Consider the following 23,793-nt stretch of genomic DNA (forward strand, 5'->3'; position numbering starts at 1 on the left):
TGACTGTGATCGGGCGAGGGAATTGGTAAGAAAACCCTTAAAAATAAGGGCTTTCTTAGCGATTAGCGGGTGCTCTGTACCTGAGGCGCGCGTTTTTTAAGGCTAACGATCGCCAGCGCAAAAATAATCAACACGATGCCGATACCTTCCAGCACGCCAGGGTTTTCGCCCAATAGCCACCACGAAAACAGCACGCCGAACACCGGCACAGCTAAAGTGCTCAGACTAGCAATACTGGCGGGTAAGTTACGCAGTACGTACAGCCACAGGCTCCACGCCAGCGCGGTGGCGAGAATCGCGCTGTAGCCTAGCGCCCAAAACACGCCCGGTTGCCAGTCAATCGGGCGCTGGGGAACCAGCACCGCGACCACACTCATCACCCCTGCGGCGTACAACATCTGCCAACTGGTCAGCGCCAGCAAATCAAGGCCGGGATGCCGCTGATACATCCGTTTGGCGACAATCGCGCTGGCTCCCCAGCTAACCCCGGAGAGGATCGCCAGCAGTGCGCTTTTCATCGAGGAAAGGTCGAGCTGCCACGGTTGCAACACCAGACACAGGCCGCCCGCCGCCACGGCGATAGCCGCGTACTGCAACCGCCGCATCCGTTCGCCTAAAAACAGCGCCGCCATAATCACCACCCAAAACGGCATGGTGTAAGTGAGGATAGCGACTTTACCTGCCCCGCCGCTCACCAGCGCCCACTGCGCCAGGCCAATCATGCCGCAGGTTTGCAGCAGCGCAATCGCCAACGTGTAACCCAGCGGCGTTGGCCGCATACCACGGCCTCGCAGCAGCAGAACGATAAACAGTAACAGTGCGCCCGCAATACAGCGCAGCGCGGTGAAATCAAATGCGCCGATATAAAGCGTCACCTGTTTCATCGCAATCCAGCTATAGCTCCAGATAATGGTCAACGCGAATAGGCCGACCAAAGCCAGCGGGTTGCTTTTCCCTTGAGTGGTCATGAGAAGTCCGTAACGGTAGTGTGATAGCCGTTACTATACTGCGCAGAAGCCCTGCATAAACAGGGCTTTTATGGGGATGGCCCGCCAATCGAGCCGGTAAAACCGCGCCGCGTTACGCCGGGCGCACGCCCAGCGTGTGGCAAATCGCGTAGCTCATTTCCGCACGGTTCAGGGTGTAGAAGTGGAAATCTTTCACCCCTTCGCGGCTGAGAATTTTCACCATGTCCATCGCGATATTCGCGCCCACCAGCTTGCGGGTTTCGGCGTCATCGTCCAGACCATTAAACATTTGCGACATCCAGGCAGGAATGCGCACGTTGGTCATGTCAGCAAATTTCTTCGCCTGTTTGAAGTTCGATACCGGCAGGATGCCGGGAATAATTTCCACATCAATGCCCGCAGAGACGCAGCGGTCACGAAAACGCAGGTAACTTTCGACATCAAAGAAGAACTGTGTGATGGCGCGGTTGGCCCCGGCATCGACTTTGCGTTTCAGGTTGAGCAGGTCTGCCTGGGCGCTTTTCGCTTCTGGATGCACTTCCGGGTAAGCCGCGACAGAGATGTCAAAATCCGCCACGTCTTTCAGTAATGCCACCAGATCAGAGGCGTACATATCCGGCTTGCCGCTCCCCGGCGGCAGGTCACCGCGCAGCGCCACAATATGGCGAATACCGTTATCCCAGTAATCCTGAGCGATAGCGCGCAGTTCATCACGGCTGGCGTCGATGCAGGTCAAGTGCGGTACAGCTTCCAGACCGGTACGATCTTTAATGCCTTTGATAATGCTGTGTGTGCGGTCGCGTTCACCGGAGTTAGCCCCGTAAGTGACCGAGACGAATTTCGGTTTCAGGATGCTCAGGCGATCGATAGAGTTCCATAGGGTTTGCTCCATTTCACTGGTGCGCGGCGGGAAAAATTCGAACGAAACGTTAATCTGCCCCTGCACTTCGGCCAGACTCTGATTCAGGGCTTCCCGCTGGTTGGCGTGAAAAAAGCTCATACCTTACCTCTTCAATCGCATGTCATTATTTATTATGTTGTGAACATCTATCCATTTAGACGTCTAGATGTAAAAATGCCGCAAAAGGCGACGGGCGTCAATAGAAAGATCGGCATAAAAAGTGAGTAATCTTCAGCGAAGATGAAAAAAGTTCATATTGCTTTATAGCGTAAGGTTTACCGCAGTAAAGACTCCGTTTTCGAACTTCAGAAGACTATCATTGCACCCGTATTTTTCCGCGTGATGGTGTATAGCCCAAAATTTGTTGCGGGTATCATTTATCTGGCTTCGGACGTCAACCGCGACACCTTACCGGCGCAAATTAACCAGTGTCCACTGCCGTTGGGGGGGGTCACAATCACCGGTAAAAGAAGAGTGCTGCGTGATAACCAGCAGCGGCTGGTCGCCCGCGAGTCGGCTTAAACAGCCTCAGCCAGCCAGCGCAACCGCGCTTCATTTTCCGCCAGCATCACCAATCCGGACTGAACGTTTAATGTCACGTCGCTCAGGGGGCGGAAAACCACGCCCTGCCGCTGAATGGCGGCAAACGAGGCCGGAAACAGACTCACTCCTTCGCCGCGAGCGATGCGCGCCAACAGCACGTCATGCTCCAACGGTTCTTCAATGCACAGAGGCGCATAGCCAGCACGGCGAAAAAGCCCATGCGTGTAGTCGAAAAATGCCGGACTTCGCTCGCGCTTAAACCAGAACAGCGGCCGCTCACAGAGTAAATTTAATGTTAGCGCCTCTTCTTGCGCCTCCGGCCATTGCGCCGGAAGCGCGGCAATCAGCGGTTCCTGCCAGGCCAGAGGGATAACGATAAGACCGTTAGTCTCCAGCGGTAGCGCCACCAGCGCCGCATCCAGCTTACCGCGCCGCACCTGACGAGCCAGATCCGGCGAGCCGTGACGTACAATGTGCAGGGTATCAACTTGCGCACTAAGCCGCGTTTCCAGCGCGGCAAAAACCCCCTGCTCAAACGCCGTTGTCAGCCCCAGGCGCAACACGCGCTCGTCGGAATTCGCCAGTTGGCTCAACGCCGTGTAGGTTTGATCCTGCAACGCCAGCAGTGGACGAACGATCTCCAGCACCCGTTGCCCCTCATCGGTCAACGTTAAGCCTTTGGTATGGCGGACAAAAAGCGTGGCTCCCAGCCGTTCTTCAAGCTGGTGGATATGGCGGCTCAGCGGCGGCTGCGACATATACAGTCGCTGTGCCGCACGGCGCATATTGTTCTCTTCCGCCACCACGGAAAAATAGCGTAGCAGGCGGATATCCAGAGAGTGTAACGGTGATGTACTCATACCGAAAAGGTATCACAGAATCGGTATTATCCAGGCCACTCTGCGTGCTCTATTCTCGCGGCATATACCACACCAACGAGGAATAGATAATGCATTCAGAACGTTTTATTACCGGTCAAAAAATGCTGCAACAGGTAGATGGCAAAAGCGGCGACGCCGTTCTTGAGAGTCTGAAAGATATCGCGCCGGACTTCGCCCGTTACCTGCTCGAGTTTCCGTTTGGCGATATCTACGCCCGCCCAGGGTTGGATCTTCGCAGCCGTGAAATTGCGACCGTCGCCGCCTTAACCGCGCTGGGCAACGCCACACCACAGCTAAAGGTGCATATTTCCGCCGCGCTGCACGTGGGTTTAAAGCAAGAGGAAATTATTGAGGTAATAATGCAAATGGCTGTTTACGCTGGGTTCCCAGCCGCCTTGAACGGGATATTCGCCGCCAAAGAAGTTTTTGCCGGGCGATAAATATACCGGATGCGATGCTCTCGCATCCGGCCTACAAAACCAGGCACTAACGGTAGGCCGGATAAGCGCACAGCGCCATCCGGCAATAAAAACTACAGCAGTTGCGCCAGGCGATTGATATCAGACTGAATCGCCCCGGCGGTCACGTCACGACCCGCCCCCGGCCCACGAATAACCAGCGGGTTATCGCGATACCAGCGGCTTTCGATAGCAAACACGTTGTCGCACGGCAACAGTGACGCCAGCGGGTGTTCCGGCCGTACGGCTTCCACGCCGACGCGCGCTTTACCGTTGGCATCGAAACGCGCCACGTAGCGCAGCACCAGGCCCATCTCCCGCGCCGCTTCCAGGCGCTGGATCATCTGCTCGTTCAGCTCATCGCCATTTTCAAAGAAGTGGTCGATAGAGCCAGCTTCACAATGGGCAGGAACCAGAGATTCAACGCGTACCTGATCCGGTTCGATGTCGTAGCCCGCTTCACGCGCCAGAATCACCAGTTTACGCATCACATCTTTACCGGAAAGATCTACGCGTGGGTCAGGTTCCGTCAGCCCTTGTTGCCAGGCTTGATCCACCAGTTCGGTGAACGGCACACTGCCGTCGAACTGCAAAAACAGCCAGGAGAGCGTGCCAGAGAAAATACCGCTGATAGCCAAAATGCTGTCACCGCTGTCAATCAGGTCACGCACAGTGTGGTTAACCGGCAGGCCCGCGCCCACAGTGGCGTTGTACAGCCAATGGCGGCCCGTTTTTTCAAACGCATCATGAATTTGGCGATATTTATCGCTGCTGCTCGCCCCGGCTAATTTGTTCGCGCTGATGACGTGGAAACCGTGGCTGGCAAAATCGAGATACTGGTCAGCCAACTGTTCGCTGGCGGTCACGTCCAGCACCACTAAATCATCATACGGATGCGCGCGCATCCACAGGAACAGTGACTCTTCATCTTGCTCGATAGCTTCATCGTCGAAGAATGCCAGCGCGCGGCTCGCGTCCAGCCCTTCATAGCTCAGCAGGCTGCGGCGGCTATCGACAACGCCCGCCAGCACAAACTCAAAGCCGGTACGGGCAGAGAGCGTGCTTTGCTCGCGCGCAAACAGCTCCAGCCAGCGAGAACCAATGTTGCCTTTCCCGAACAGCACCAGGCCTATGCGTTTTTCAGCGCGGAATACCGACTGATGCAGCCCCTGAATCAGGCTTTCGGTTGGGCCAGTGCGCAATACCGCCACCAGGCTGATGCCCTCCTCCGACTGCCAGGTGAACTCTACCGGCTGGCCTTTGAGCTGTTGCCAGAAACGGTGGCAGTGCAGCGGGTTACGGGTGACGCCCGCACCGACCATCGCCACCAGCGCTAGCCCCTGGCGCAGGCGCAGTTCGCCGGGTAAACCGGCTTCATCAAGCACTTTCAGGGCACTGTCGGCAACTTCAGAGGTGTAGCAGAATTGCAGCAGTTGGCGGTCGTTATGCACACCCACCGCCAGCGGGCGAATTTGCGCGCGCTTGAGCAGTTGATCAATGTCTTTATACGCCAGTTTGAAATCCTGGCTTGCCGGAACCTGAAACTCAATCAGGCACACGTCGTCATGGCTGGTGACAATGCGCGCGCCAGTACCAGAAGCCAGCACGCGCTCAATGCGTGTGGAGCCTTGATCCGGCGTGTAGCTACAGCGCAGTTGCAGGTCAATATCGCTGCCAGAAACCGGCTGTAAAGTACGCGCGTGCAGTACCGGAGCCGCCAGACGCGCCAGTTCGCTGGCTTCATCAAGGCGCAGCAACGGCAGCAGGCAAGCATCTTTCACTTTACGCGGGTCTGCGCTGTAAACCCCCGCGACATCGCTCCAGATAGTGACACGAGACACACCTGCCAGCGCGCCAATTTGGGTGGCAGAGTAGTCAGAACCGTTACGCCCCAGCAGCACCGTTTCACCGGCGTTATTGCGGCTAATAAACCCAGTCACCACCAGGCGTTTACCCGGATGCTGTGCCAGCAGTTGTTGCAACAGAGGGTAAGAAAGGCCTTCGTCAACCTGCGGCTGCGCCGCGCGCTCGGCGCGTAAGAAAGCGCGCGCATCGAGCCAGGCTGCATCCAGACCTTGCAGCTTCAGGACTTCTGCCATTAAACGCGCCGACCACACTTCACCGTGGCCGACCACTTCGGCATACACCGCATCGTCAACGCCTGCGTCCAGAAGCCCCGCCAAACGCTCCAGGTCATGAATAAACTCGGCAATCATGCCATCGGCAATATCTGCCGGTAGCAAACCGCCAATCAGATCCGATTGGTAGCGGCGTAGCGCCTGCTGAACCTGATGCGCAGAGAGCCTGTCGGTCTGGCTGAGCTTCAGCCAGTTGATCAGCTGGTTGGTGGTGCTACCGGCAGCGGAAACGACCATCATGTCGCCTGGCTGAGAGTACTCCGCCATAATACCGGCGACACGCAGGTAACACTTCACATCTGCCAGACTACTCCCACCAAATTTATGCAGCTGGCGCTCGTTCGCCCCTGCCTGCGCAATCACACTCATGTTTACCCCTCGGCTGCGATTCGGAATCCATTTTCCAGATCGGCAATTAAGTCTTCGCTATCTTCAATACCGGTTGAGATGCGCAATAGCGTCTCAGAAATACCTGCGGCGGCGCGCGCTTCTGGCGCCATACCCGCGTGCGTCATGGTTGCCGCGTGAGAAATCAGGCTCTCTACCCCGCCGAGCGATTCCGCCAGCGTGAACAGCTCCAGCCCGCTCAGGAAACGGCGCAACGTTTGTTCGTCGCCGTCAAGCTCAAAGCTCAGCATCGCCCCAAACCCTTTCTGCTGACGGGCGGCGATTTCATGCCCCTGATTTTCCGGCAGGGAAGGATGATACAGCTTTTTCACCAGCGGCTGTGTTTTCAGGAAATCAACAACCGCTTGCGCATTACGCTGCGCCACTTCCATACGCGGGGAAAGCGTACGCAGGCCGCGCAATAGCAGGTAACTGTCAAATGCGCTGCCAGTCACGCCAATATTATTCGCCCACCATGCCAGTTCGGTGACCGTTTCTGGATCTTTAGCAATCACCACGCCAGCGACCACGTCAGAGTGGCCGTTCAGGTATTTAGTGCAGGAATGCAACACCAGATCCGCCCCCAGCGCCAGCGGATTTTGCAGCGCCGGGCTGAGGAAGGTGTTATCCACCACGCTCACCGCGCCCGCTTCACGCGCCAGTTGGCAGATTTTCGCAATATCGACCACCCGTAACAATGGATTACTTGGGCTTTCTACCAGCACCAGCTTCGGTTTTTCTGCCAGCGCGGCTTTTAGCGCCGCTTCATTGCCCTGATCGACAAACAGAACGCGATAGCATCCGCGCTTTGCCAGGCTGTCGAACAGCCGGTAGCTGCCGCCGTAGCAGTCGTGCGGCGCAACCAGCAAATCGCCAGGCTTCAGGAAAACGGTCGTGACCAGGTGGATCGCTGACATGCCCGTATTGGTCATCACCGCGCCTGCGCCCCCTTCCAGTTCCGCCAGCGCGCGCTGCACGACATCACGCGTCGGGTTACCGCGACGAGAGTAGTCATGGGCACGAGGCTCGTTAAAACCAGTGAAGTTATAGGTGCTGGAAAGGTGAATCGGCGGGACAACACAACCATACTGCTCGTCGTCATTTAAACCGCTACGCACTGCTATGGTGGCCTGTTTACGGGTCATGAGGATTCGTTCCTGGCAAGGTCTGTGAAAAGTCAGACCCCAGAGTAAACATTGTTGCAATAGCCGTCAATACATCTAGACTTCTAAACTTCTTTGTGTATAGATTGAGCTATCGGCAAATAGCCGTTAAAATTATATGCATTAGCGCACATCTGTGATGGCTTACTTCGTGTCAGGCCCTCGCCACTACGGTAAACTACGCGCGATCATGGCCGTGATTCGGCCTGTTAACTAATGAATAGAGGATTAAAGGTATCTCATGGCTGAATGGAGCGGCGAATATATCAGCCCATACGCTGAGCACGGTAAGAAGAGTGAGCAAGTAAAAAAAATTACGGTTTCCATTCCTCTGAAGGTGTTGAAGATCCTCACTGATGAACGCACGCGTCGTCAGGTGAACAACCTGCGTCACGCCACGAACAGCGAGTTGCTGTGTGAAGCGTTCCTTCATGCATTTACTGGTCAACCGTTACCTAACGATGAAGATCTGCGTAAAGAACGCAGCGATGAAATCCCGGAAGCGGCAAAAGAGATTATGCGTGAACTGGGGATCGACCCGGAGACGTGGGAGTACTGATGCACTGATGGCGGTTCATGGAAAGAGAACCGCTTTTACCTGCCGTTTAACAGGGATATATGGCTAAACAGTATCGCTCGATTCTCGGGCGATCGTTTTTCGTTCCTCATTCGCCTCTCTGCCACAAGCTGGCAATATCCTTTTGCTGATACCCCGCGCTTCTCACGTTTTAAACGGGTATAAAAAAACCGCCTTATGAGGCGGCGGTTTTCTGGAATTTTTTCGGCGTCTTAGAAGCGAGTCACTTCAGGATGCAGCTCAGACATAGAAATCAGGTAAGACACAAAAATATTTTTGATTGCATTCAGCATGATAATACCTTTACCCGTAGTAAGTTTGAGGTCATTTGTTGGGCAAATAATAATCTTATCCTGAATGTAATGCAATATTTTTGTGATCAACATCACAAAAATTATCTGCAGCTAAAGTGCAAAGGGCGAACAGAAGGCGGGATTGCTCCCGCCGTCCCCCGATTACTTGCTGATCCCATTGAATTTATTCAGCGTTTCTTCCATTTTGAGCGTCTGTTGACGGTTCAACGGATAGAAATAAATCAAAATTACTGCCGCCAAAAACAGGCATAACGCCGGTAACAGATTCGCCATCATGTAAATATTGTCCTGCACAGCGCTGGTTTGCACCGCGCCGCCCGTTGATGACGATTGATAACCGATAATGGCCAGCATAAAACCGCCAATCGCCCCTGCACACGCCTGACCGACTTTACGGGCAAAGAAGTTCACGCCATAAACCGTGCCATCCTCACGCTCGCCAGTGACATATTGGTGGTAGTCACACACATCGGTCATAAAGGCCCAAATCATCAGGTTGAATAGACCTGCGCCCAACGTGGCCAGGAAAAGGAACACCAGATAAGTTTTCGCATCGGTGATGTGGATGAAGAACATAATCAGATACATGAGCACCGCAAAGAGCAACGCTCCTACGCTCGCTTCTTTTTTACCAAAGCGCCTGGTGAGCCAGGACGCCGATGGCGCCAGCAAAACCAAAGAACCGAAGGTAAACAGGAGTGCGACCGACATGGCTTCTTTATTGTGGAAATAGTCATTAAACAGGTAGGTCATATTGGTGCCGGACAACCCCTGGTTAATCACAATAAGCAGATCCACCACGACCAAAACAATCAGCGCCTTGTTACGTAATAGCCCCTTCAATAGCACAGAAACGGGCATACTGGCTTTTTTCTCCACACGCACGCGTTCTGTCGTTAACCGGCAGGTCAATGTTAAAAAGATAAAACCCAATATTGCGCAGCCAATCGAAATCCAGAAGAAGTGCTGCCCGGAAATCACCTGGCTTCCATCAACGAGCGTGGTGTACATCAGGATAGGAATGAAAAAACCGGTTGTCCCGCCACCGATAGCTGAGCCAATGCTGCGGTAGGTTGAGAGGGAAACACGGTCGTCCGGATTAGAGCTAATCGCTGCCGACATTGCACCGTAAGGAATGCTGACGGTCGATAACAGTGAGCCATAAATAAAATAGGAGCAGCAGATATAAATAATTTTCGCCGTGTACGAGAAATCATGTACGAACGGTAAAAACAGCACCACAGAAATAATGCAGAACGGATATTTCATGCGGCGTATCCAGGGGTTAAAACGCCCGGTAGCCGTCAACTTTGAGGTATCACATAAGCGCCCTACGGTTACATCCACAAAGGCGTCAAAGAGTTTTGTCACAAAATAGAGTGAACCAACAATAGCGCCAGAAACACCGAGCACGTTAGTGTAATAGATCATTAAGAAACTGTTCACTAATCCAAGAATAAAACAGGTCCCCAGATCACCACATAAATAACCGATTTTATCTCTGAAACCGAATGGCCTGATGGCAATATTCTTATTGCTTCCTGTAATAACTTCATCACTAGACATGATGTCAACTCCTTAGACATATTATTCAAGCGAGTTATGCGAGCACCCTGATAACCAGGGGGGAATAAAAATCAATTATCAGAAGTTATAGCCCAGGCCAACACGGTAACGCGTTTGTCTGTCTTCAGTTGTGGTAGTGTTATATCCAGAAGAAACGTTACCCACTTCGACAAATGGCACCCAAGAGCCGACTTTATAGGCTACGCGGAAGTTATATTCATAATCTTCTTTTGTATTATTATATATATCTTCACAGTCAGCGACTTTATAAATGCCGTTAAGCTCGAACATCCAATCATTTATGTTGTAACCCAGCCAGGCTTCTGGGCGATAAATGGTACGATCATCGCGGCCATCGGCGTTTCTACGCATGTACTCGGTACGGTAGCGGAATGCCGTCCACCAATTGCTGCTGATGTTATATTGTACGCGGAGGTAAGGCTTATAAATGGCCATGTCGTCGCCCATTTCAACAGCAACCCCAGGTTGCCAAATAAAACCTTCCCATTCAAATTGATAACTTGCAGTGTACTCTACGCCGTTGGACTCCATGTTATTCAAAACATGCTCAGACTCTTTATTATCAGAACGCGATATGCCTTCTACTGCAACACCAAAACCAGAAGCAAAGCGGTTCGACATATAAACACGATCGTAGTTACGACCATCGTCATAATATTCATGCCGATAATCAACGTATCCCGCCTAGGCCGCACCTGATAATAAAGGAAGAAGAAGTAAAGCGTATTTGGTTTTCATGGTTATCGCTCTCAATTTTTATGCCACCGTACTAATCGGCGGTCTGCTTTATCAAGCAAACGCTAATTAGCATTCTTTGAATAATAGTCAACTACGGTGGGATTTTATTTGAGCCAGAACGAGAACACCTTTTGTTCACTGCCATTCAGAAAATAAAAATGGCAAAGAGAAGAAGATAGGGAAGCTTGAGATCACCAATACTTACACATTTAGAGCAACGATTAGATAAAGCCAAAAACATGTATTAATTAAATATATGAGATGTTTTAGATAACTATATTTGTATATTTTAAAGGATAATATAAAGACCATAATATCTGAAAAACATATTCAAATATTATATTTACTGAATGGCTGATATACGTCTGTGAGTAATGGTGAATTTCAGGTACAAAAAAAGCGCCCTGAGGCGCTTTTTTCGCTTGGCAACTTACTTGCTGCCTGGGATGCTGAAACGCTTGTTGAAGCGGTCAACACGGCCACCGGTAGCCACATCACGTTGCTTACCAGTAAAGAACGGGTGGCATTTACCGCACACGTCCAGGTTCAGATCGTGACCTACGGTAGAGCGGATTTTCATGATGTTACCGCAAGAACAAGTTGCAGTAATTTCTTCGTATTTCGGGTGAATATCTTTTTTCATGGGAAAACCTCGGTTAAGGCCGCGTCGCTCTTCCAGCCCTAACGCCAGACACCACGCGATGTTGATAGTATAGTTCCTGGTGCCAAAATGCACCAAAGGCGGCGAATCATACAGAATTTGACCAGCAGATGCAAACTGATCCGCGTTCCCTTATCACAATGTGTATACTGTCTCGCCAGATTTCAAGTCAGGAAGAAAACATGCCCGTTGCCCACGTTGCCCTGCCTGTTCCGCTGCCTCGTACCTTTGACTACCTGCTGCCTGAAAACCTCAGCGCTCAAGCGGGCTGTCGCGTGCGCGTGCCGTTTGGCAAACAAGAGCGCGTCGGCATTGTGGTGTCGGTTAGCGAGCACAGCGAGTTACCGCTGAACGAGCTTAAAGCCGTCGTGGAAGTGCTTGATAACGAACCGGTGTTTTCCTCTGCCGTCTGGCGTCTGCTGCTGTGGGCTGCAGAGTATTACCATCACCCTATCGGTGATGTGCTATTCCACGCACTGCCAATTATGCTGCGCCAGGGGAAACCCGCCAGCGCCGCGCCGCAGTGGTTTTGGTTTGCCACCGAGCAGGGACAAGCGGTGGATATCAACAGCCTGAAGCGTTCCCCAAAACAGCAACAGGCGTTGGCGGCATTGCGCCAGAGGAAAATCTGGCGCCACCAGGTGGCGGAACTTGAATTTAACGAAAGCGCCATGCAGGCGCTGCGCACCAAAGGGCTGAGCGAACTGGGCAGCATCGCGCCAGAAACGGTCGATTGGCGCAGCACCTACTCCGTACCGGGCGAACGGCTGCGGCTGAATACTGAACAGGCAACCGCCGTTGGCGCGATTCATAGCGCGTCTGATGATTTCTCTGCATGGTTGCTGGAAGGCGTGACCGGCTCCGGTAAAACGGAAGTGTATCTCAGCGTGCTGGAAAACGTGCTGGCGAAGGGCAAGCAAGCGCTGGTGATGGTGCCGGAAATCGGCCTGACGCCGCAAACTATTGCCCGTTTTCGCGAGCGTTTTAACGCGCCGGTGGAAGTGCTGCATTCAGGGCTTAACGACAGTGAGCGCCTTGCCGCCTGGCTGAAAGCCAAAAGCGGCGAAGCGGCCATTGTGATTGGCACGCGATCGTCGCTGTTTACGCCGTTTAAAAATCTGGGCGTCATCGTCATCGATGAAGAACACGATAGCTCCTACAAGCAGCAGGAAGGCTGGCGCTATCACGCCCGCGACCTTGCCGTGTGGCGCGCCCATAGTGAACAAATCCCGATTATTCTTGGTTCCGCTACGCCAGCGCTGGAAACCCTGCTTAACGTCCGCCAGCATAAATATCGCCTGTTACGCCTAACTCGCCGCGCGGGCAACGCGCGCCCAGCCACGCAGCACGTGCTTGATTTGAAAGGCCAGCATCTACAGGCAGGGTTATCCCCGGCGCTGATTAACCGTATGCGCCAACATCTCCAGGCGGATAATCAGGTCATTTTGTTTCTCAACCGCCGTGGCTTTGCACCTACGCTACTGTGCCACGACTGCGGTTGGATTGCCGAATGTCCACGCTGCGATAGCTACTACACGTTGCATCAGGCGCAGCACCATTTGCGCTGCCACCATTGCGACAGCCAGCGGCCCATTCCGCGCCAGTGCCCCTCCTGCGGCTCTACGCACCTGGTGCCGGTCGGCTTGGGGACAGAGCAGCTCGAACACGCGCTAGCGCCAATGTTCCCTGGCGTGCCGTTATCGCGTATCGACCGTGATACCACCAGCCGCAAAGGGGCGCTGGAACAGCACCTGGCCGAGGTTCACCGTGGCGGCGCGCGTATACTTATCGGCACTCAAATGCTGGCGAAGGGACACCATTTCCCGGACGTCACCCTCGTCGCCCTACTGGATGTCGATGGCGCGCTGTTCTCCGCCGATTTCCGTTCCGCCGAGCGTTTCGCCCAGCTCTACACGCAGGTGTCCGGGCGTGCCGGACGAGCGGGTAAACAGGGCGAAGTGGTTCTGCAAACGCACCACCCGGATCATCCGCTGCTGCAAACGCTGCTGTATAAAGGCTATAACGCCTTTGCGGAACAGGCGCTGGCAGAACGCCAAACCATGCAATTGCCGCCGTGGACGAGCCATGTGTTGATTCGCGCGGAAGACCACAATAACCAGCAGGCGCCGGTCTTCTTGCAGCAACTACGCAATCTGATTCAGGCAAGCCCTTTGGCAGACGATAAGCTGTGGGTCATTGGCCCCGTTCCAGCGCTAGCGCCGAAGCGCGGTGGCCGCTATCGCTGGCAAATTTTGCTGCAACATCCGTCACGTATTCGCCTGCAACATATCGTCACCGCCTCGCTAGCGCTGATTAACACGCTGCCAGAGTCCCGTAAGGTGAAGTGGGTTCTCGACGTTGACCCTATCGAAGGTTAACGCAGAGTTGAGAGCGGGATCGTGAAATCAAACTATCATCACATTTTTGATGAAAATTCTGTAACGGATCCCCCTAACTATCTGATAAAAGTGTGTCAGATGTCAGGTCATAAGGAATGTGCCTGCGCCAGAGAGTGAGGAGAGATCAGGTGAAGGCTAAAAAACCGGTTGTTGCCGCAACCATGAAAGATGTTGCCCTACAAGCGAATGTCTCTACGGCAACCGTATCCCGTGCATTGATGAACCCAGAGAAAGTTTCGCAAGCGACGCGCAATCGCGTTGAGCAGGCCGCTCTGGAAGTGGGTTATCTCCCACAAATGCAGGGGCGTAATATGAAGCGCAATGAATCGCGCACCATTCTGGTCATTGTCCCGGATATTTGCGATCCCTTTTTCAGTGAAGTGATCCGTGGGATCGAGGTGACGGCGGCAGCACAGGGCTATTTGGTGCTGATTGGCGACTGTGCACACCAGAACCAGCAAGAAAAAACCTTCATTGATTTAATCATTACCAAGCAAATCGACGGCATGTTGCTGCTCGGTTCGCGCCTGCCGTTTGACGCCAGCATTGAAGAGCAGCGTAATCTGCCACCAATGGTTATGGCCAACGAGTTTGCCCCTGAGCTGGGCTTACCGACGGTACATATCGACAACCTCACGGCTTCGTTCGATGCGGTGAGCTATCTGCACGAGCTAGGCCATCAGCGCATCGGCTGTATTGCTGGCCCAGAAGAGATGCCGCTGTGCCACTATCGCCTACAAGGATACGTTCAGGCGCTGCGTCGTAGCGGGATAACCGTAGACCCTCACTATATCGCCCGTGGTAACTTCACCTTCGAAGCCGGTGCAAACGCACTAGAACAACTGCTGGCGCTGCCGAAACCGCCAACAGCGGTATTCTGCCATAGCGATATTATGGCGCTGGGCGCGCTTTCTTACGCAAAACGCCAGGGGCTGAAGGTTCCCGAAGATTTGTCGATTATCGGCTTCGATAATATTTCTCTGGCCGAGTTTTGTGACCCACCGCTGACGACGGTTTCTCAACCACGTTTTGATATCGGTCGCGAAGCCATGTTGCTATTGTTAAACCAGCTTAGCGGGCAGTTTGTTGATAGTGGTTCGCGTCTGCTCGATTGCGAACTGATAGTTCGCGGCAGCACAAGCAAAATTTGACATAAAGCGACCCGCTTTAGGACTAGCTTGTCTGGTCAAAGCCCCGTCGCTTAAGTAACATATCGGGCTAACAAACGGAAAAATACAGCGAAACGATAGTGGCACAACGAGACTATGTACGCCGCGGCCAGCAGGCACCTTCGCGGCGCAAGAACAGCGCTTCACGGAATACACGGAAAAAGCAAAATAACTTTCCGGCAGTCTCTCCTGCCATGGTGGCAATTGCTGCTGCGGTAGTGGTTGCTTTTATCGGCGGTCTATACTTCCTTACGCATCACAAGAAAGAAGAGTCAGAGTCGCTACAGAGCCACCAGATAGCGGGGAATGGCCTGCCACCGAAACCGGAAGAGCGCTGGCGTTATATTAAAGAGCTGGAAAGCCGCCAGCCGGGTGTTCGTGCGCCAACAGAACCGTCTGCGGGCGGGGAAGTGATTAACCCAAACCAGTTGACCGACGAACAGCGCCAACTGTTGGCTCAAATGCAGGCAGATATGCGCCAGCAGCCAACGCAGCTAGCGGAAGTGCCGTGGAACGAGCAAACGCCAGCACAGCGCCAACAAACGTTGCAGCGCCAGCGTCTGGCTCAGCAGCAGGCGCAGCAACAGCAATGGACGCAGACGCAGCCGGTACAACAGCCGCAAACACGTGCATCGCAGCCCGTTCAGCAACCGCGTCAGACTCAGCAGCCTAGAGCCACGGCGTCTAATTCGCCGTATCAGGACTTAATGCAAACGCCTGCGCATACGACATCACAGCCGAAAACACCGGCTGCTGCGCCCATCACTCGCGAAACGACGCCGCCAAAAGCGACGGAGAAAAAAGATGAGCGCCGCTGGATGGTTCAGTGCGGTTCCTTTAAAGGCGCAGAGCAGGCGGAAACCGTCCGCGCACAGCTGGCTTTTGAAGGCTTTGACTCGAAGATTACCACCAATAACGGCTGGAATCGTGTGGTCATCGGCCCAGTCAAAGGCAAAGAGAATGCCGACAACACCATCACCCGTTTGAAAATGGCTGGCCACGGAAACTGCATTAGGCTCGCTACCGGGGGTTGAAACCCCTAAAATCTCCCCCATCTATACTTACATTCTGCCCCGTACACGGTACGGGGCCTTTATATCCGTATTTGCAACAAAGGGGTCTGCTCGTGACAACAATAGTAAGTGTTCGCCGTAACGGCCACGTCGTAATTGCCGGTGATGGTCAGGCCACGCTGGGCAATACCGTCATGAAAGGCAACGTGAAAAAAGTACGCCGTCTGTATAACGACAAAGTGATCGCGGGCTTCGCCGGCGGTACTGCGGACGCCTTCACGCTGTTCGAACTGTTTGAACGTAAACTGGAAATGCACCAGGGGCATCTGGTCAAAGCCGCCGTTGAGCTGGCGAAAGACTGGCGTACCGACCGTATGTTGCGCAAGCTGGAAGCCCTGCTGGCGGTCGCGGATGAAACCGCCTCGCTTATCATCACCGGTAATGGTGACGTTGTGCAGCCAGAAAACGACCTGATTGCTATCGGCTCTGGTGGCCCATACGCTCAGGCCGCTGCTCGCGCAATGCTGGAAAACACCGAACTTAGCGCGCGCGAAATTGCTGAAAAAGCGTTGGATATTGCAGGTGACATCTGCATTTACACCAACCATTTCCACACCATTGAAGAATTACCGTCTAAGGCGTAAGGATCTCCCATGTCTGAAATGACCCCACGCGAAATTGTCAGCGAACTGAACAAACACATCATCGGACAAGACGCAGCTAAGCGCTCCGTGGCTATCGCCTTACGTAACCGCTGGCGTCGTATGCAGCTTGACGAAGAACTGCGCCACGAAGTCACCCCGAAAAACATTCTGATGATCGGCCCAACCGGTGTCGGTAAAACCGAAATCGCCCGTCGTCTGGCGAAACTGGCTAACGCACCGTTCATCAAAGTCGAAGCGACCAAGTTCACCGAAGTGGGCTATGTCGGTAAAGAAGTGGACTCTATCATCCGCGATTTGACCGACTCCGCGATTAAAATGGTTCGCGTGCAGTCGATCGAGAAAAACCGTTTCCGCGCCGAAGAAATGGCCGAAGAACGTATTCTGGATGTGCTGATCCCACCGGCGAAAAACAACTGGGGCCAGGCTGAACAACAGGCTGAGCCGTCCGCAGCGCGCCAGGCGTTCCGCAAGAAACTGCGTGAAGGCCAACTGGACGATAAAGAGATTGAAATTGATCTCGCCGCCGCACCAATGGGCGTTGAAATTATGGCTCCTCCAGGAATGGAAGAGATGACCAGCCAGTTGCAGTCCATGTTCCAGAACCTGGGCGGCCAAAAGCAGAAACCGCGTAAGCTGAAAATCAAAGATGCGATGAAGCTGTTGATTGAAGAAGAAGCGGCGAAGCTGGTCAACCCGGAAGAGCTGAAGCAAGACGCTATCGACGCCGTTGAGCAGCACGGTATCGTGTTCATCGACGAAATCGATAAAATCTGTAAGCGCGGCGAATCGTCTGGCCCAGACGTCTCCCGTGAAGGCGTACAGCGTGACCTGCTGCCGCTGGTTGAAGGCTGCACCGTTTCCACCAAACACGGCATGGTCAAAACTGACCATATCCTGTTTATCGCTTCTGGCGCATTCCAGGTGGCTAAACCGTCTGACCTGATCCCAGAACTGCAAGGCCGTCTGCCTATTCGCGTTGAATTGCAGGCGCTGACCACCAGCGACTTCGAACGCATTCTGACCGAGCCAAACGCCTCGATTACCGTGCAGTACAAAGCGCTGATGGCGACCGAAGGCGTGAACATCGAGTTCACCGAATCCGGTATCAAACGCATCGCCGAAGCGGCATGGCAGGTTAACGAAACCACCGAGAACATCGGTGCGCGCCGCCTGCACACCGTTCTGGAGCGTCTGATGGAAGATATCTCCTATGACGCCAGCGACCTGAATGGCCAGAGCATCACAATTGATGCTGAATACGTGAGTAAACATCTGGATGCATTAGTCGCAGATGAAGATCTGAGCCGTTTTATCCTATAATCGCGGTCACTGCATTTTCATCTTTAATTGATGGGGCTGAGAAGCCCCATTTTTATTGGCTGATTACTAATGACAAATACACCTGTGAGCCGCACCCAGGCCTGGCTGGAAAGCCTGCGCCCGAAAACGTTACCTTTAGCCTGTGCGGCGATTATCGTCGGCACGACTCTTGCCTGGTGGAAGGGGCACTTTGATGCTGGCGTCGCCGTGCTGGCGCTGATTACCGCAAGCCTGCTGCAAATTCTCTCCAACCTTGCTAACGACTATGGCGATGCAGTGAAAGGCAGCGACAAACCGGATCGTATCGGCCCACTGCGCGGTATGCAAAAAGGGGTGATTACCCAGGCACAGATGAAACGCGCGCTGATGATAACCGTCGGGCTGATTTGCCTGTTCGGGCTGGCGTTGCTGTTTACCGCTTATCAAACGCTGGGCGATTTTATCGGTTTTATGGTGCTGGGGCTGCTGGCGATTATTGCCGCCATCACCTACACCGTCGGCACACGGCCTTACGGTTATATCGGTCTTGGCGATATCTCGGTACTGATTTTCTTCGGCTGGCTGAGCGTTATCGGTAGCTGGTATTTACAGGCGCACAGCCTGAGCAGCGCGATAATTCTGCCCGCGACCGCCTGCGGCCTGCTGGCAACGGCGGTGCTCAATATCAATAACCTGCGCGATATCGACAGCGACAGGGAAAACGGTAAGAACACGCTGGCAGTGCGTCTGGGGCCGGTTAACGCCCGTCGCTACCACGTCTGCCTGCTGATGGGCACGCTGGTCTGCCTGGCGCTGTTTAACCTGATTTCACTGCACAGCCCGTGGGGCTGGCTGTTTGTACTGAGTGCACCGCTGCTGGTCAAACAGGCACGCTACGTGATGCGTGAACGTTCTCCGCAGGCCATGCCGCCAATGCTGGAACGGACGGTAAAAGGGGCGTTATTAACTAACCTGCTATTCGTCATTGGGATTGTGTTAAGCAAAGCGTTGGCATAACTGACAAATATCAATTAACAATTGATGATTTTGCCAACAATGCATAGAGCGCGATATACTGAAATTACTCGCAGCAACTGAGCGTTAATCCGATGAAATACGATACTTCCGAGCTTTGCGACATCTACCAGGAAGATGTCAATGTCGTGGAACCCCTGTTCTCCAACTTTGGTGGACGGCTGTCGTTTGGTGGACAAATTATCACCGTAAAATGTTTCGAGGATAACGGGTTGCTGTACGATCTGCTCGAACAGAACGGCCGCGGCCGCATTCTGCTGGTTGACGGCGGAGGTTCTGTCCGTCGCGCCCTGATCGATGCCGACCTCGCCCGCCTGGCGACTCAAAATGAGTGGGAAGGCATTGTGGTATACGGCGCGGTCCGCCAGGTCGATGATTTAGAAGAGCTGGATATCGGCATTCAGGCGATTGCCGCGATTCCGGTAGGTGCGGCAGGCGAAGGCATCGGTGAAAGCGACATCCGCGTTAATTTTGGCGGCGTCACCTTCTTCTCCGGCGACCATCTCTATGCCGATAACACCGGCATTATCTTGTCAGAAGATCCGCTAGATATCGAATAATGTCAGTCACCTCGGGGAAGCCTTACGCTCCCCCGAATTTTTTGGCCTGACACTACGCCAGCGGCTCGCCGCGAATAAACGCCACCGTATCCCTCAGCAGTGTTTCCGTTTGCGCCAGTACTCCAACTTTATCCATAAACGCATGAACCATGCCGCAATAGCGTACATAGGTCACCTCTGCGCCCGCCTGTCGCGCTTTATCGACAAAAGCGTCCACCTGTAGACGGAGCGGGTCAAATTCCCCGCAGCACATCAGCAGTGGCGGCAGCGCTGCCAGCAGCGTTGGGTCAGCATAGAGCGGTGAAATAAACGGATTACGGCAGTCCGTTGCACCCGCGTACCACTGAGCCACCTGCCCTATCGAACCGTAAAAACCATTGAGGTAGCCGTCGATTAGCGCCTTATGCTGCCGAGCAGAGTACTGCGCGGTATCGGTCAGCGCGTCATCATCGACAAGCGCCGTCGCTGGGTAGTAGCTCACCACGGCGGAGAGATAGTGCGTACCCAGTGTCGTATCCAGCAGTGCGGTCGTCAGACTCAAGTTACCGCCTGCGGAGTCACCTGCCACCACAATCCGCTGTTTATCGATGTTATACGCGTCGGCATGAAGATAGAGCCAGCACAGAGCTGCATAGCAGTCCATAAGACCGGCCGGGTAGGGTTTCTCCGGCGCTAGCGAATAGTCCACAGAGACTACCGTCAGCCCGCCGATATCCGCCAGCGCCCGGCAGGGAAACTCTACGTTATCCAACGAGCCGCCGAAGAAGCCGCCGCCGTGAAGAAACAGGATAGCGGGCGTGGGTGCTGCCGTATCGTCGTCGCAGCGGTAGATCCGCACATTGACGTGTCCCTCAATAATCTGGTTGTGGATGGTCATCTTGCGGGTATGAATATCCCGCGCTGGCCAGCCCATAGCATCACGCAGGCTCAGCAGGTCTGGCGCTTGGGCGGATGCATTCTGCGCCATCGCCTGAAGTTCATCCACCACCTGTGGGTCAAGCGCCCCCGCCAGCTCGGTGTATTGCACGTAATCATTCATTTTCTGTCGCTCCTCGCATTATCCGGCCCCCGAGCAAATAGCCACCATGAATTATTGCGGTGACAATAAACAGCACGCCGTAAGTTGTAATAGGGAAAAAGATATCGCTGCGCCCCCCCGCCACCTGAATCATACGGATGACCCACGGGTGTAAAAAGACGCCGAAGTTGATGCCAATCAGCAGGATCGACGAGGTCACGGTTTGCATGTTCGGTGAACTGACCGCCGCCGCGCAGCTAAAGAAGTAGGGGATCACGAAAGCGAACACAAAGCCCGCTGCCAACACGCTGACCGCCGTCGCCGCCAGGCTATCGGAACATACCAGCAGCAACAGCGCCGCACCGATAATCAGCAGCGAGAGCGGCAGGAGCGCGTGGCCGAACATTCTGCTCGCCCGGCCAAACAAAATACCGCCGGGAAAAGAGATCACCGTCGTCAGGGTAATCAGCAGGCTAGCCCACACGGCATCACCGTAGCCAACAGTCGTCACCACCGTCGCCAGCTTGAAGATCAGAATCATGTAACCGGCGAAAATAAAGAATAAATACAGCGCGTAGCCCGGCACACGCCAGTCAATGCGCCAACTTCTGGACACCGTGGTAACAGCAACGGTGCGGGTTTGCGGAATATTCAATCCAAACAGCAGGATAGGAACCAGGGTAATGGCGTAGATCAGAAATACGCTGTGCCAGCCGTGGGCGATAAGCTGGCTTATCAGCAACGTCATCAACGCACTGCCTATCGCGGAAACCGCGTTCTGGTAGCCCAGCAGAGTTGCCCGCTCATCACCGTCAAAATATTGGCAGATCAGGCTATAAGAGAGCGAATTAAATAAGCCGATACCGCAGCCAAGCATAAAGCGAGAAAAGAGAACAGTGGCATAGCTATTGCTGAATATCGGCACACAGCCGGCGACCAGCGCCAATATCAGCCCCGCCATCACCGTTTTCCTATCACCAAGCAGGCGGACAAAAAAGGGCGCGAGGATCACCAGCAGCAAAATGCCAAAGTTAGTAACCGACACCGTCAGTTCGATATCCGCCAACGAGCGCAGCGGAAACGCGGTAGCCATCAGCGGGATTGCCGCCGCCACCGCTGGGCCGGACATATTGATGAGCGAAATCGACAACAGCGATATTTTAAAGAGACTGCGTTTTTCCCGCTCCATAGCGGCTCCCGCCTCTAATAAGTTGGACAGGCAGCAGAATAAGGCGGCTATTGTTCTGGCAATAGGCGATTTTTTGACGAAAAAAAGGTCAAATCATACTTTTTAAATCTGGCTCACAAAACGCTCAGCGCCGGGATTTTCGGTACTGAAACGGCGTCATACCGTGCGCCTGGCGAAAGTAATAGACGAAGGATTTGAAGTTGGGAAAACCGCAGCGTTCGGCAATGTTCTGGACTCGCAAATCGCTATCAAACAGGAGCGCCATCGCCGCATTGAGGCGCACGGAGACTAGATATTCATGAAAGGTACGCCCGACGCTCTGCCTGAAGCGGTGCGCAAGCCAGGTTTCGGAGAGATAAAAACGGCTCGCCACGTCGGACATCGTGATTTTCTCGTGGAAGTGGCCGTCTATCCACTCGGTCACTCTACTCATTTTCTCTGTAGGATTAACATTCTGGTACAGATAGCGGTTTTTGTTCTGTGCAAAGGCGCGTAACAGCCAGTAAATCAGTTGATACGCCAGAGCATTGAACATCAGGATATCGCCAGCCTCGGGTTTATTCCGACGGGTCAACACCGCGCTCTGGCTCAGCAGATGCTGTAGCTTGCGGTAGGCCTTACGCTGTAGCGGGCTAAAAGCGGCAGGGTCGTGAAGATCGAACAGCTGCGTATCCAGATGGGGAATAATATTCAGCAGCCGTTGATGAGGATAAATCACGGTCAGGGCTTCCGTCGGCCTCGGCGAACTGGACACGACTGAATGTACTTCGTTGGGGTTGACCAACAAAATCTGCCCGGCGGCGGTCGCATAGGTTTTACCGTTAATGGTAAATCCGGAGATAGAACCGCAGAGCGTATAGCTGAGCTCAAGCGATTTATGCCAGTGAGGTGCAACTTCGGCGGCGCAGTCGGTGTGCAAAATAAACAGAGCCAACGTTCCGTTATCCGCCGCAATAATCTCGTGACGATAGGGTGCGGGCATAGGCGAATCCTTACAGCAGATAGCAAAATGGGCGCATCAGCGCCCATTTTGCTCATCAGATGCGGTTAGTACAGCATCTTAGCGCAGTCCAGCCAGTCACCTTTGAATGGACGCTTCATGTTTTCAATGGCGTCGATGATGTCATGGTGAACCAGTTTTTCGTTCTGAATACCCACGCAACGACCGCCAAAGCCTTGCTGTAGCAGTTCAATCGCGTATGCGCCCATACGGGACGCCAGAATACGGTCGTAAGGAACCGGAGAGCCGCCGCGCTGAATGTGGCCCAGAACGGTTGCACGAGTTTCACGGCCCGTTTCAGCTTCGATAAAGTGCGCCAGTTCATCGACATCGCACATGTGCTCGGTAATCGCCACGATGGCGTGTTTCTTACCTTTGGCGATACCCGCTTTGATTTCGTTCACCAGGTCGTCGCGTTTAAATTCAACTTCAGGCACCACGATAAATTCGCAGCCGCCAGCGATAGCCGCTGCCAGGGTCAGGTCACCGCAGTAGCGGCCCATTACTTCAACAACGGAGATACGCTGGTGAGAAGAAGAGGTGTCACGCAGGCGGTCAATCGCCTCAACAACGGTGCTCAGAGCAGTAAAGAAACCGATGGTGTAGTCGGTGCCTTTGATATCGTTATCGATAGTGCCTGGCAGGCCAATGCAAGGGAAGCCCATTTCAGTCAGGCGCATCGCACCCATGTAGGAACCGTCGCCGCCGATAACGACCAGCGCATCGATACCGCGTTTTTTCAGGTTTTCGATAGCCACTGCACGGATGTTTTCATCACGGAATTCCGGGAAACGCGCAGAGCCGAGGAAAGTGCCGCCACGATTGATCATGTCGGACACGCTATAGCGGTCAAGCTGAACCATACGATCTTCGTACAGGCCCAGATAGCCGTCGTAAATGCCCATCACTTCCAGGCCTTCTGCCAACGCAGAGCGCACAACACCGCGAATAGCGGCGTTCATACCCGGCGCATCACCGCCGCTTGTCAACACACCGATTTTCTTAATCATGACTACCTCTGAACTTAGGAATGCTAAAAATAAATTCTTCTGCCCGAAGCGCTCCCGTAAAACGGAGGGGAGAGAACGACTCTATGTAGAGATAGTATATCAAGCGCTTCTTGCTGAATT

21 protein-coding genes and 1 pseudogene are annotated in these 23,793 nt (G+C 53.8%); 10 read left to right on the top strand and 12 right to left on the bottom strand.

Annotated elements, in window-relative coordinates:
• Nucleotides 1–62 precede the first annotated feature (62 nt).
• Complete coding sequence (locus AC6I4B_RS22665) at nt 63–968, bottom strand: DMT family transporter (protein WP_497768343.1); 906 nt, start codon at nt 966–968, stop codon at nt 63–65.
• Between the two features lie 112 nt (nt 969–1,080).
• Nucleotides 1,081–1,968, bottom strand: a complete 888-nt coding sequence (gene metF, locus AC6I4B_RS22670) for a methylenetetrahydrofolate reductase (RefSeq protein ID WP_497768344.1) — start codon at nt 1,966–1,968, stop codon at nt 1,081–1,083.
• A gap of 240 nt (nt 1,969–2,208) precedes the next feature.
• Between metF and AC6I4B_RS22675 the strand changes: the two genes are divergently transcribed.
• Complete coding sequence (locus AC6I4B_RS22675; protein WP_497768346.1) at nt 2,209–2,391, top strand: hypothetical protein; 183 nt, start codon at nt 2,209–2,211, stop codon at nt 2,389–2,391.
• Here AC6I4B_RS22675 and AC6I4B_RS22680 read toward each other — a convergent pair.
• Nucleotides 2,388–3,272, bottom strand: coding sequence for a LysR family transcriptional regulator (locus tag AC6I4B_RS22680; protein WP_497768347.1), 885 nt, complete (start codon nt 3,270–3,272; stop codon nt 2,388–2,390). The two genes, AC6I4B_RS22675 and AC6I4B_RS22680, sit on opposite strands and share 4 nt — an antisense overlap.
• An 89-nt stretch (nt 3,273–3,361) precedes the next feature.
• Between AC6I4B_RS22680 and AC6I4B_RS22685 the strand changes: the two genes are divergently transcribed.
• A complete protein-coding gene (locus AC6I4B_RS22685; RefSeq protein ID WP_497768349.1) occupies nt 3,362–3,733 on the top strand; it encodes a carboxymuconolactone decarboxylase family protein in 372 nt (123 codons plus the stop codon).
• A 92-nt stretch (nt 3,734–3,825) separates the two neighbouring features.
• Here the strand turns inward: AC6I4B_RS22685 and metL are convergent, their stop codons facing one another.
• Entirely contained in the window at nt 3,826–6,258 is a 2,433-nt protein-coding gene (metL, locus tag AC6I4B_RS22690) for a bifunctional aspartate kinase/homoserine dehydrogenase II (protein ID WP_497768350.1), read from the bottom strand.
• 2 nt (nt 6,259–6,260) lie between these two features.
• Nucleotides 6,261–7,421, bottom strand: a complete 1,161-nt coding sequence (metB, locus tag AC6I4B_RS22695; RefSeq protein WP_497768352.1) for a cystathionine gamma-synthase — start codon at nt 7,419–7,421, stop codon at nt 6,261–6,263.
• Nucleotides 7,422–7,680: 259 nt separating this feature from the next.
• On the opposite strand from metB, the gene metJ reads away from it, so the two are divergent.
• The gene (gene metJ, locus AC6I4B_RS22700) at nt 7,681–7,998 is read left to right on the top strand and encodes a met regulon transcriptional regulator MetJ (protein WP_012907792.1); all 318 of its coding nucleotides are present in this window, start codon (nt 7,681–7,683) and stop codon (nt 7,996–7,998) included.
• Between the two features lie 473 nt (nt 7,999–8,471).
• Here metJ and AC6I4B_RS22705 read toward each other — a convergent pair whose 3' ends face one another.
• From AC6I4B_RS22705 to rpmE, 3 genes and pseudogenes are all read right to left on the bottom strand, one after another.
• On the bottom strand, nt 8,472–9,896 hold the full coding sequence (locus AC6I4B_RS22705) for an MFS transporter (protein ID WP_497768353.1): 1,425 nt from the start codon (nt 9,894–9,896) through the stop codon (nt 8,472–8,474).
• Between the two features lie 78 nt (nt 9,897–9,974).
• Nucleotides 9,975–10,655 (bottom strand): annotated as a pseudogene (locus AC6I4B_RS22710) (oligogalacturonate-specific porin KdgM family protein).
• Between the two features lie 430 nt (nt 10,656–11,085).
• Entirely contained in the window at nt 11,086–11,298 is a 213-nt protein-coding gene (rpmE, locus tag AC6I4B_RS22715; RefSeq protein ID WP_497768355.1) for a 50S ribosomal protein L31, read from the bottom strand.
• 200 nt (nt 11,299–11,498) lie between these two features.
• Between rpmE and priA the strand changes: the two genes are divergently transcribed.
• The 7 genes from priA to rraA all read left to right on the top strand — a co-directional run bounded on the left by priA (nt 11,499) and on the right by rraA (nt 19,456).
• Nucleotides 11,499–13,694 (top strand): primosomal protein N', encoded by a 2,196-nt coding sequence (gene priA, locus AC6I4B_RS22720; protein WP_497768356.1) that lies wholly within the window; start codon nt 11,499–11,501, stop codon nt 13,692–13,694.
• 149 nt (nt 13,695–13,843) lie between these two features.
• Nucleotides 13,844–14,866, top strand: a complete 1,023-nt coding sequence (gene cytR, locus AC6I4B_RS22725) for a DNA-binding transcriptional regulator CytR (protein ID WP_497768358.1) — start codon at nt 13,844–13,846, stop codon at nt 14,864–14,866.
• A 98-nt stretch (nt 14,867–14,964) separates the two neighbouring features.
• Complete coding sequence (gene ftsN, locus AC6I4B_RS22730; protein ID WP_497768359.1) at nt 14,965–15,918, top strand: cell division protein FtsN; 954 nt, start codon at nt 14,965–14,967, stop codon at nt 15,916–15,918.
• Between the two features lie 92 nt (nt 15,919–16,010).
• Nucleotides 16,011–16,541 carry an ATP-dependent protease subunit HslV gene (hslV, locus tag AC6I4B_RS22735; RefSeq protein ID WP_035892358.1) on the top strand — a complete coding sequence of 177 codons (531 nt, stop codon included), beginning with the start codon at nt 16,011–16,013 and terminating at the stop codon, nt 16,539–16,541.
• 9 nt (nt 16,542–16,550) lie between these two features.
• Complete coding sequence (gene hslU / locus AC6I4B_RS22740; RefSeq protein ID WP_497768361.1) at nt 16,551–17,882, top strand: ATP-dependent protease ATPase subunit HslU; 1,332 nt, start codon at nt 16,551–16,553, stop codon at nt 17,880–17,882.
• Between the two features lie 69 nt (nt 17,883–17,951).
• The gene (menA, locus tag AC6I4B_RS22745; RefSeq protein WP_497768362.1) at nt 17,952–18,878 is read left to right on the top strand and encodes a 1,4-dihydroxy-2-naphthoate polyprenyltransferase; all 927 of its coding nucleotides are present in this window, start codon (nt 17,952–17,954) and stop codon (nt 18,876–18,878) included.
• Nucleotides 18,879–18,970: 92 nt separating this feature from the next.
• Nucleotides 18,971–19,456: a ribonuclease E activity regulator RraA gene (rraA, locus tag AC6I4B_RS22750; protein ID WP_497768364.1), complete on the top strand. Its 486-nt coding sequence runs from the start codon at nt 18,971–18,973 to the stop codon at nt 19,454–19,456.
• Between the two features lie 52 nt (nt 19,457–19,508).
• Here rraA and AC6I4B_RS22755 read toward each other — a convergent pair whose 3' ends face one another.
• The 4 genes from AC6I4B_RS22755 to pfkA all read right to left on the bottom strand — a co-directional run bounded on the left by AC6I4B_RS22755 (nt 19,509) and on the right by pfkA (nt 23,673).
• The gene (locus AC6I4B_RS22755; RefSeq protein WP_497768365.1) at nt 19,509–20,495 is read right to left on the bottom strand and encodes an alpha/beta hydrolase fold domain-containing protein; all 987 of its coding nucleotides are present in this window, start codon (nt 20,493–20,495) and stop codon (nt 19,509–19,511) included.
• Nucleotides 20,488–21,663: an MFS transporter gene (locus tag AC6I4B_RS22760; RefSeq protein WP_497768367.1), complete on the bottom strand. Its 1,176-nt coding sequence runs from the start codon at nt 21,661–21,663 to the stop codon at nt 20,488–20,490. The genes AC6I4B_RS22755 and AC6I4B_RS22760 overlap by 8 nt, the downstream gene beginning before the upstream one ends.
• 124 nt (nt 21,664–21,787) lie before the next feature.
• Entirely contained in the window at nt 21,788–22,645 is an 858-nt protein-coding gene (locus AC6I4B_RS22765) for a helix-turn-helix domain-containing protein (RefSeq protein ID WP_497768369.1), read from the bottom strand.
• Between the two features lie 65 nt (nt 22,646–22,710).
• The gene (pfkA, locus tag AC6I4B_RS22770; RefSeq protein ID WP_497768370.1) at nt 22,711–23,673 is read right to left on the bottom strand and encodes a 6-phosphofructokinase; all 963 of its coding nucleotides are present in this window, start codon (nt 23,671–23,673) and stop codon (nt 22,711–22,713) included.
• Nucleotides 23,674–23,793: the final 120 nt, after the last annotated feature.

This window comes from Kluyvera fluvialis, from assembly GCF_059725275.1.

Bases quoted from the DNA above. Each gene is read 5' to 3' on its own strand.
- AC6I4B_RS22665 (WP_497768343.1), bottom strand. From the start codon at position 968: ATGACCACTCAAGGGAAAAGCAACCCGCTGGCTTTGGTCGGCCTATTC.
- metF (WP_497768344.1), bottom strand. From the start codon at position 1,968: ATGAGCTTTTTTCACGCCAACCAGCGGGAAGCCCTGAATCAGAGTCTG.
- AC6I4B_RS22680 (WP_497768347.1), bottom strand. From the start codon at position 3,272: ATGAGTACATCACCGTTACACTCTCTGGATATCCGCCTGCTACGCTAT.
- AC6I4B_RS22685 (WP_497768349.1), top strand. From the start codon at position 3,362: ATGCATTCAGAACGTTTTATTACCGGTCAAAAAATGCTGCAACAGGTA.
- metL (WP_497768350.1), bottom strand. From the start codon at position 6,258: ATGAGTGTGATTGCGCAGGCAGGGGCGAACGAGCGCCAGCTGCATAAA.
- metB (WP_497768352.1), bottom strand. From the start codon at position 7,421: ATGACCCGTAAACAGGCCACCATAGCAGTGCGTAGCGGTTTAAATGAC.
- metJ (WP_012907792.1), top strand. From the start codon at position 7,681: ATGGCTGAATGGAGCGGCGAATATATCAGCCCATACGCTGAGCACGGT.
- AC6I4B_RS22705 (WP_497768353.1), bottom strand. From the start codon at position 9,896: ATGTCTAGTGATGAAGTTATTACAGGAAGCAATAAGAATATTGCCATC.
- rpmE (WP_497768355.1), bottom strand. From the start codon at position 11,298: ATGAAAAAAGATATTCACCCGAAATACGAAGAAATTACTGCAACTTGT.
- priA (WP_497768356.1), top strand. From the start codon at position 11,499: ATGCCCGTTGCCCACGTTGCCCTGCCTGTTCCGCTGCCTCGTACCTTT.
- hslU (WP_497768361.1), top strand. From the start codon at position 16,551: ATGTCTGAAATGACCCCACGCGAAATTGTCAGCGAACTGAACAAACAC.
- menA (WP_497768362.1), top strand. From the start codon at position 17,952: ATGACAAATACACCTGTGAGCCGCACCCAGGCCTGGCTGGAAAGCCTG.
- rraA (WP_497768364.1), top strand. From the start codon at position 18,971: ATGAAATACGATACTTCCGAGCTTTGCGACATCTACCAGGAAGATGTC.
- AC6I4B_RS22755 (WP_497768365.1), bottom strand. From the start codon at position 20,495: ATGAATGATTACGTGCAATACACCGAGCTGGCGGGGGCGCTTGACCCA.
- AC6I4B_RS22760 (WP_497768367.1), bottom strand. From the start codon at position 21,663: ATGGAGCGGGAAAAACGCAGTCTCTTTAAAATATCGCTGTTGTCGATT.
- AC6I4B_RS22765 (WP_497768369.1), bottom strand. From the start codon at position 22,645: ATGCCCGCACCCTATCGTCACGAGATTATTGCGGCGGATAACGGAACG.
- pfkA (WP_497768370.1), bottom strand. From the start codon at position 23,673: ATGATTAAGAAAATCGGTGTGTTGACAAGCGGCGGTGATGCGCCGGGT.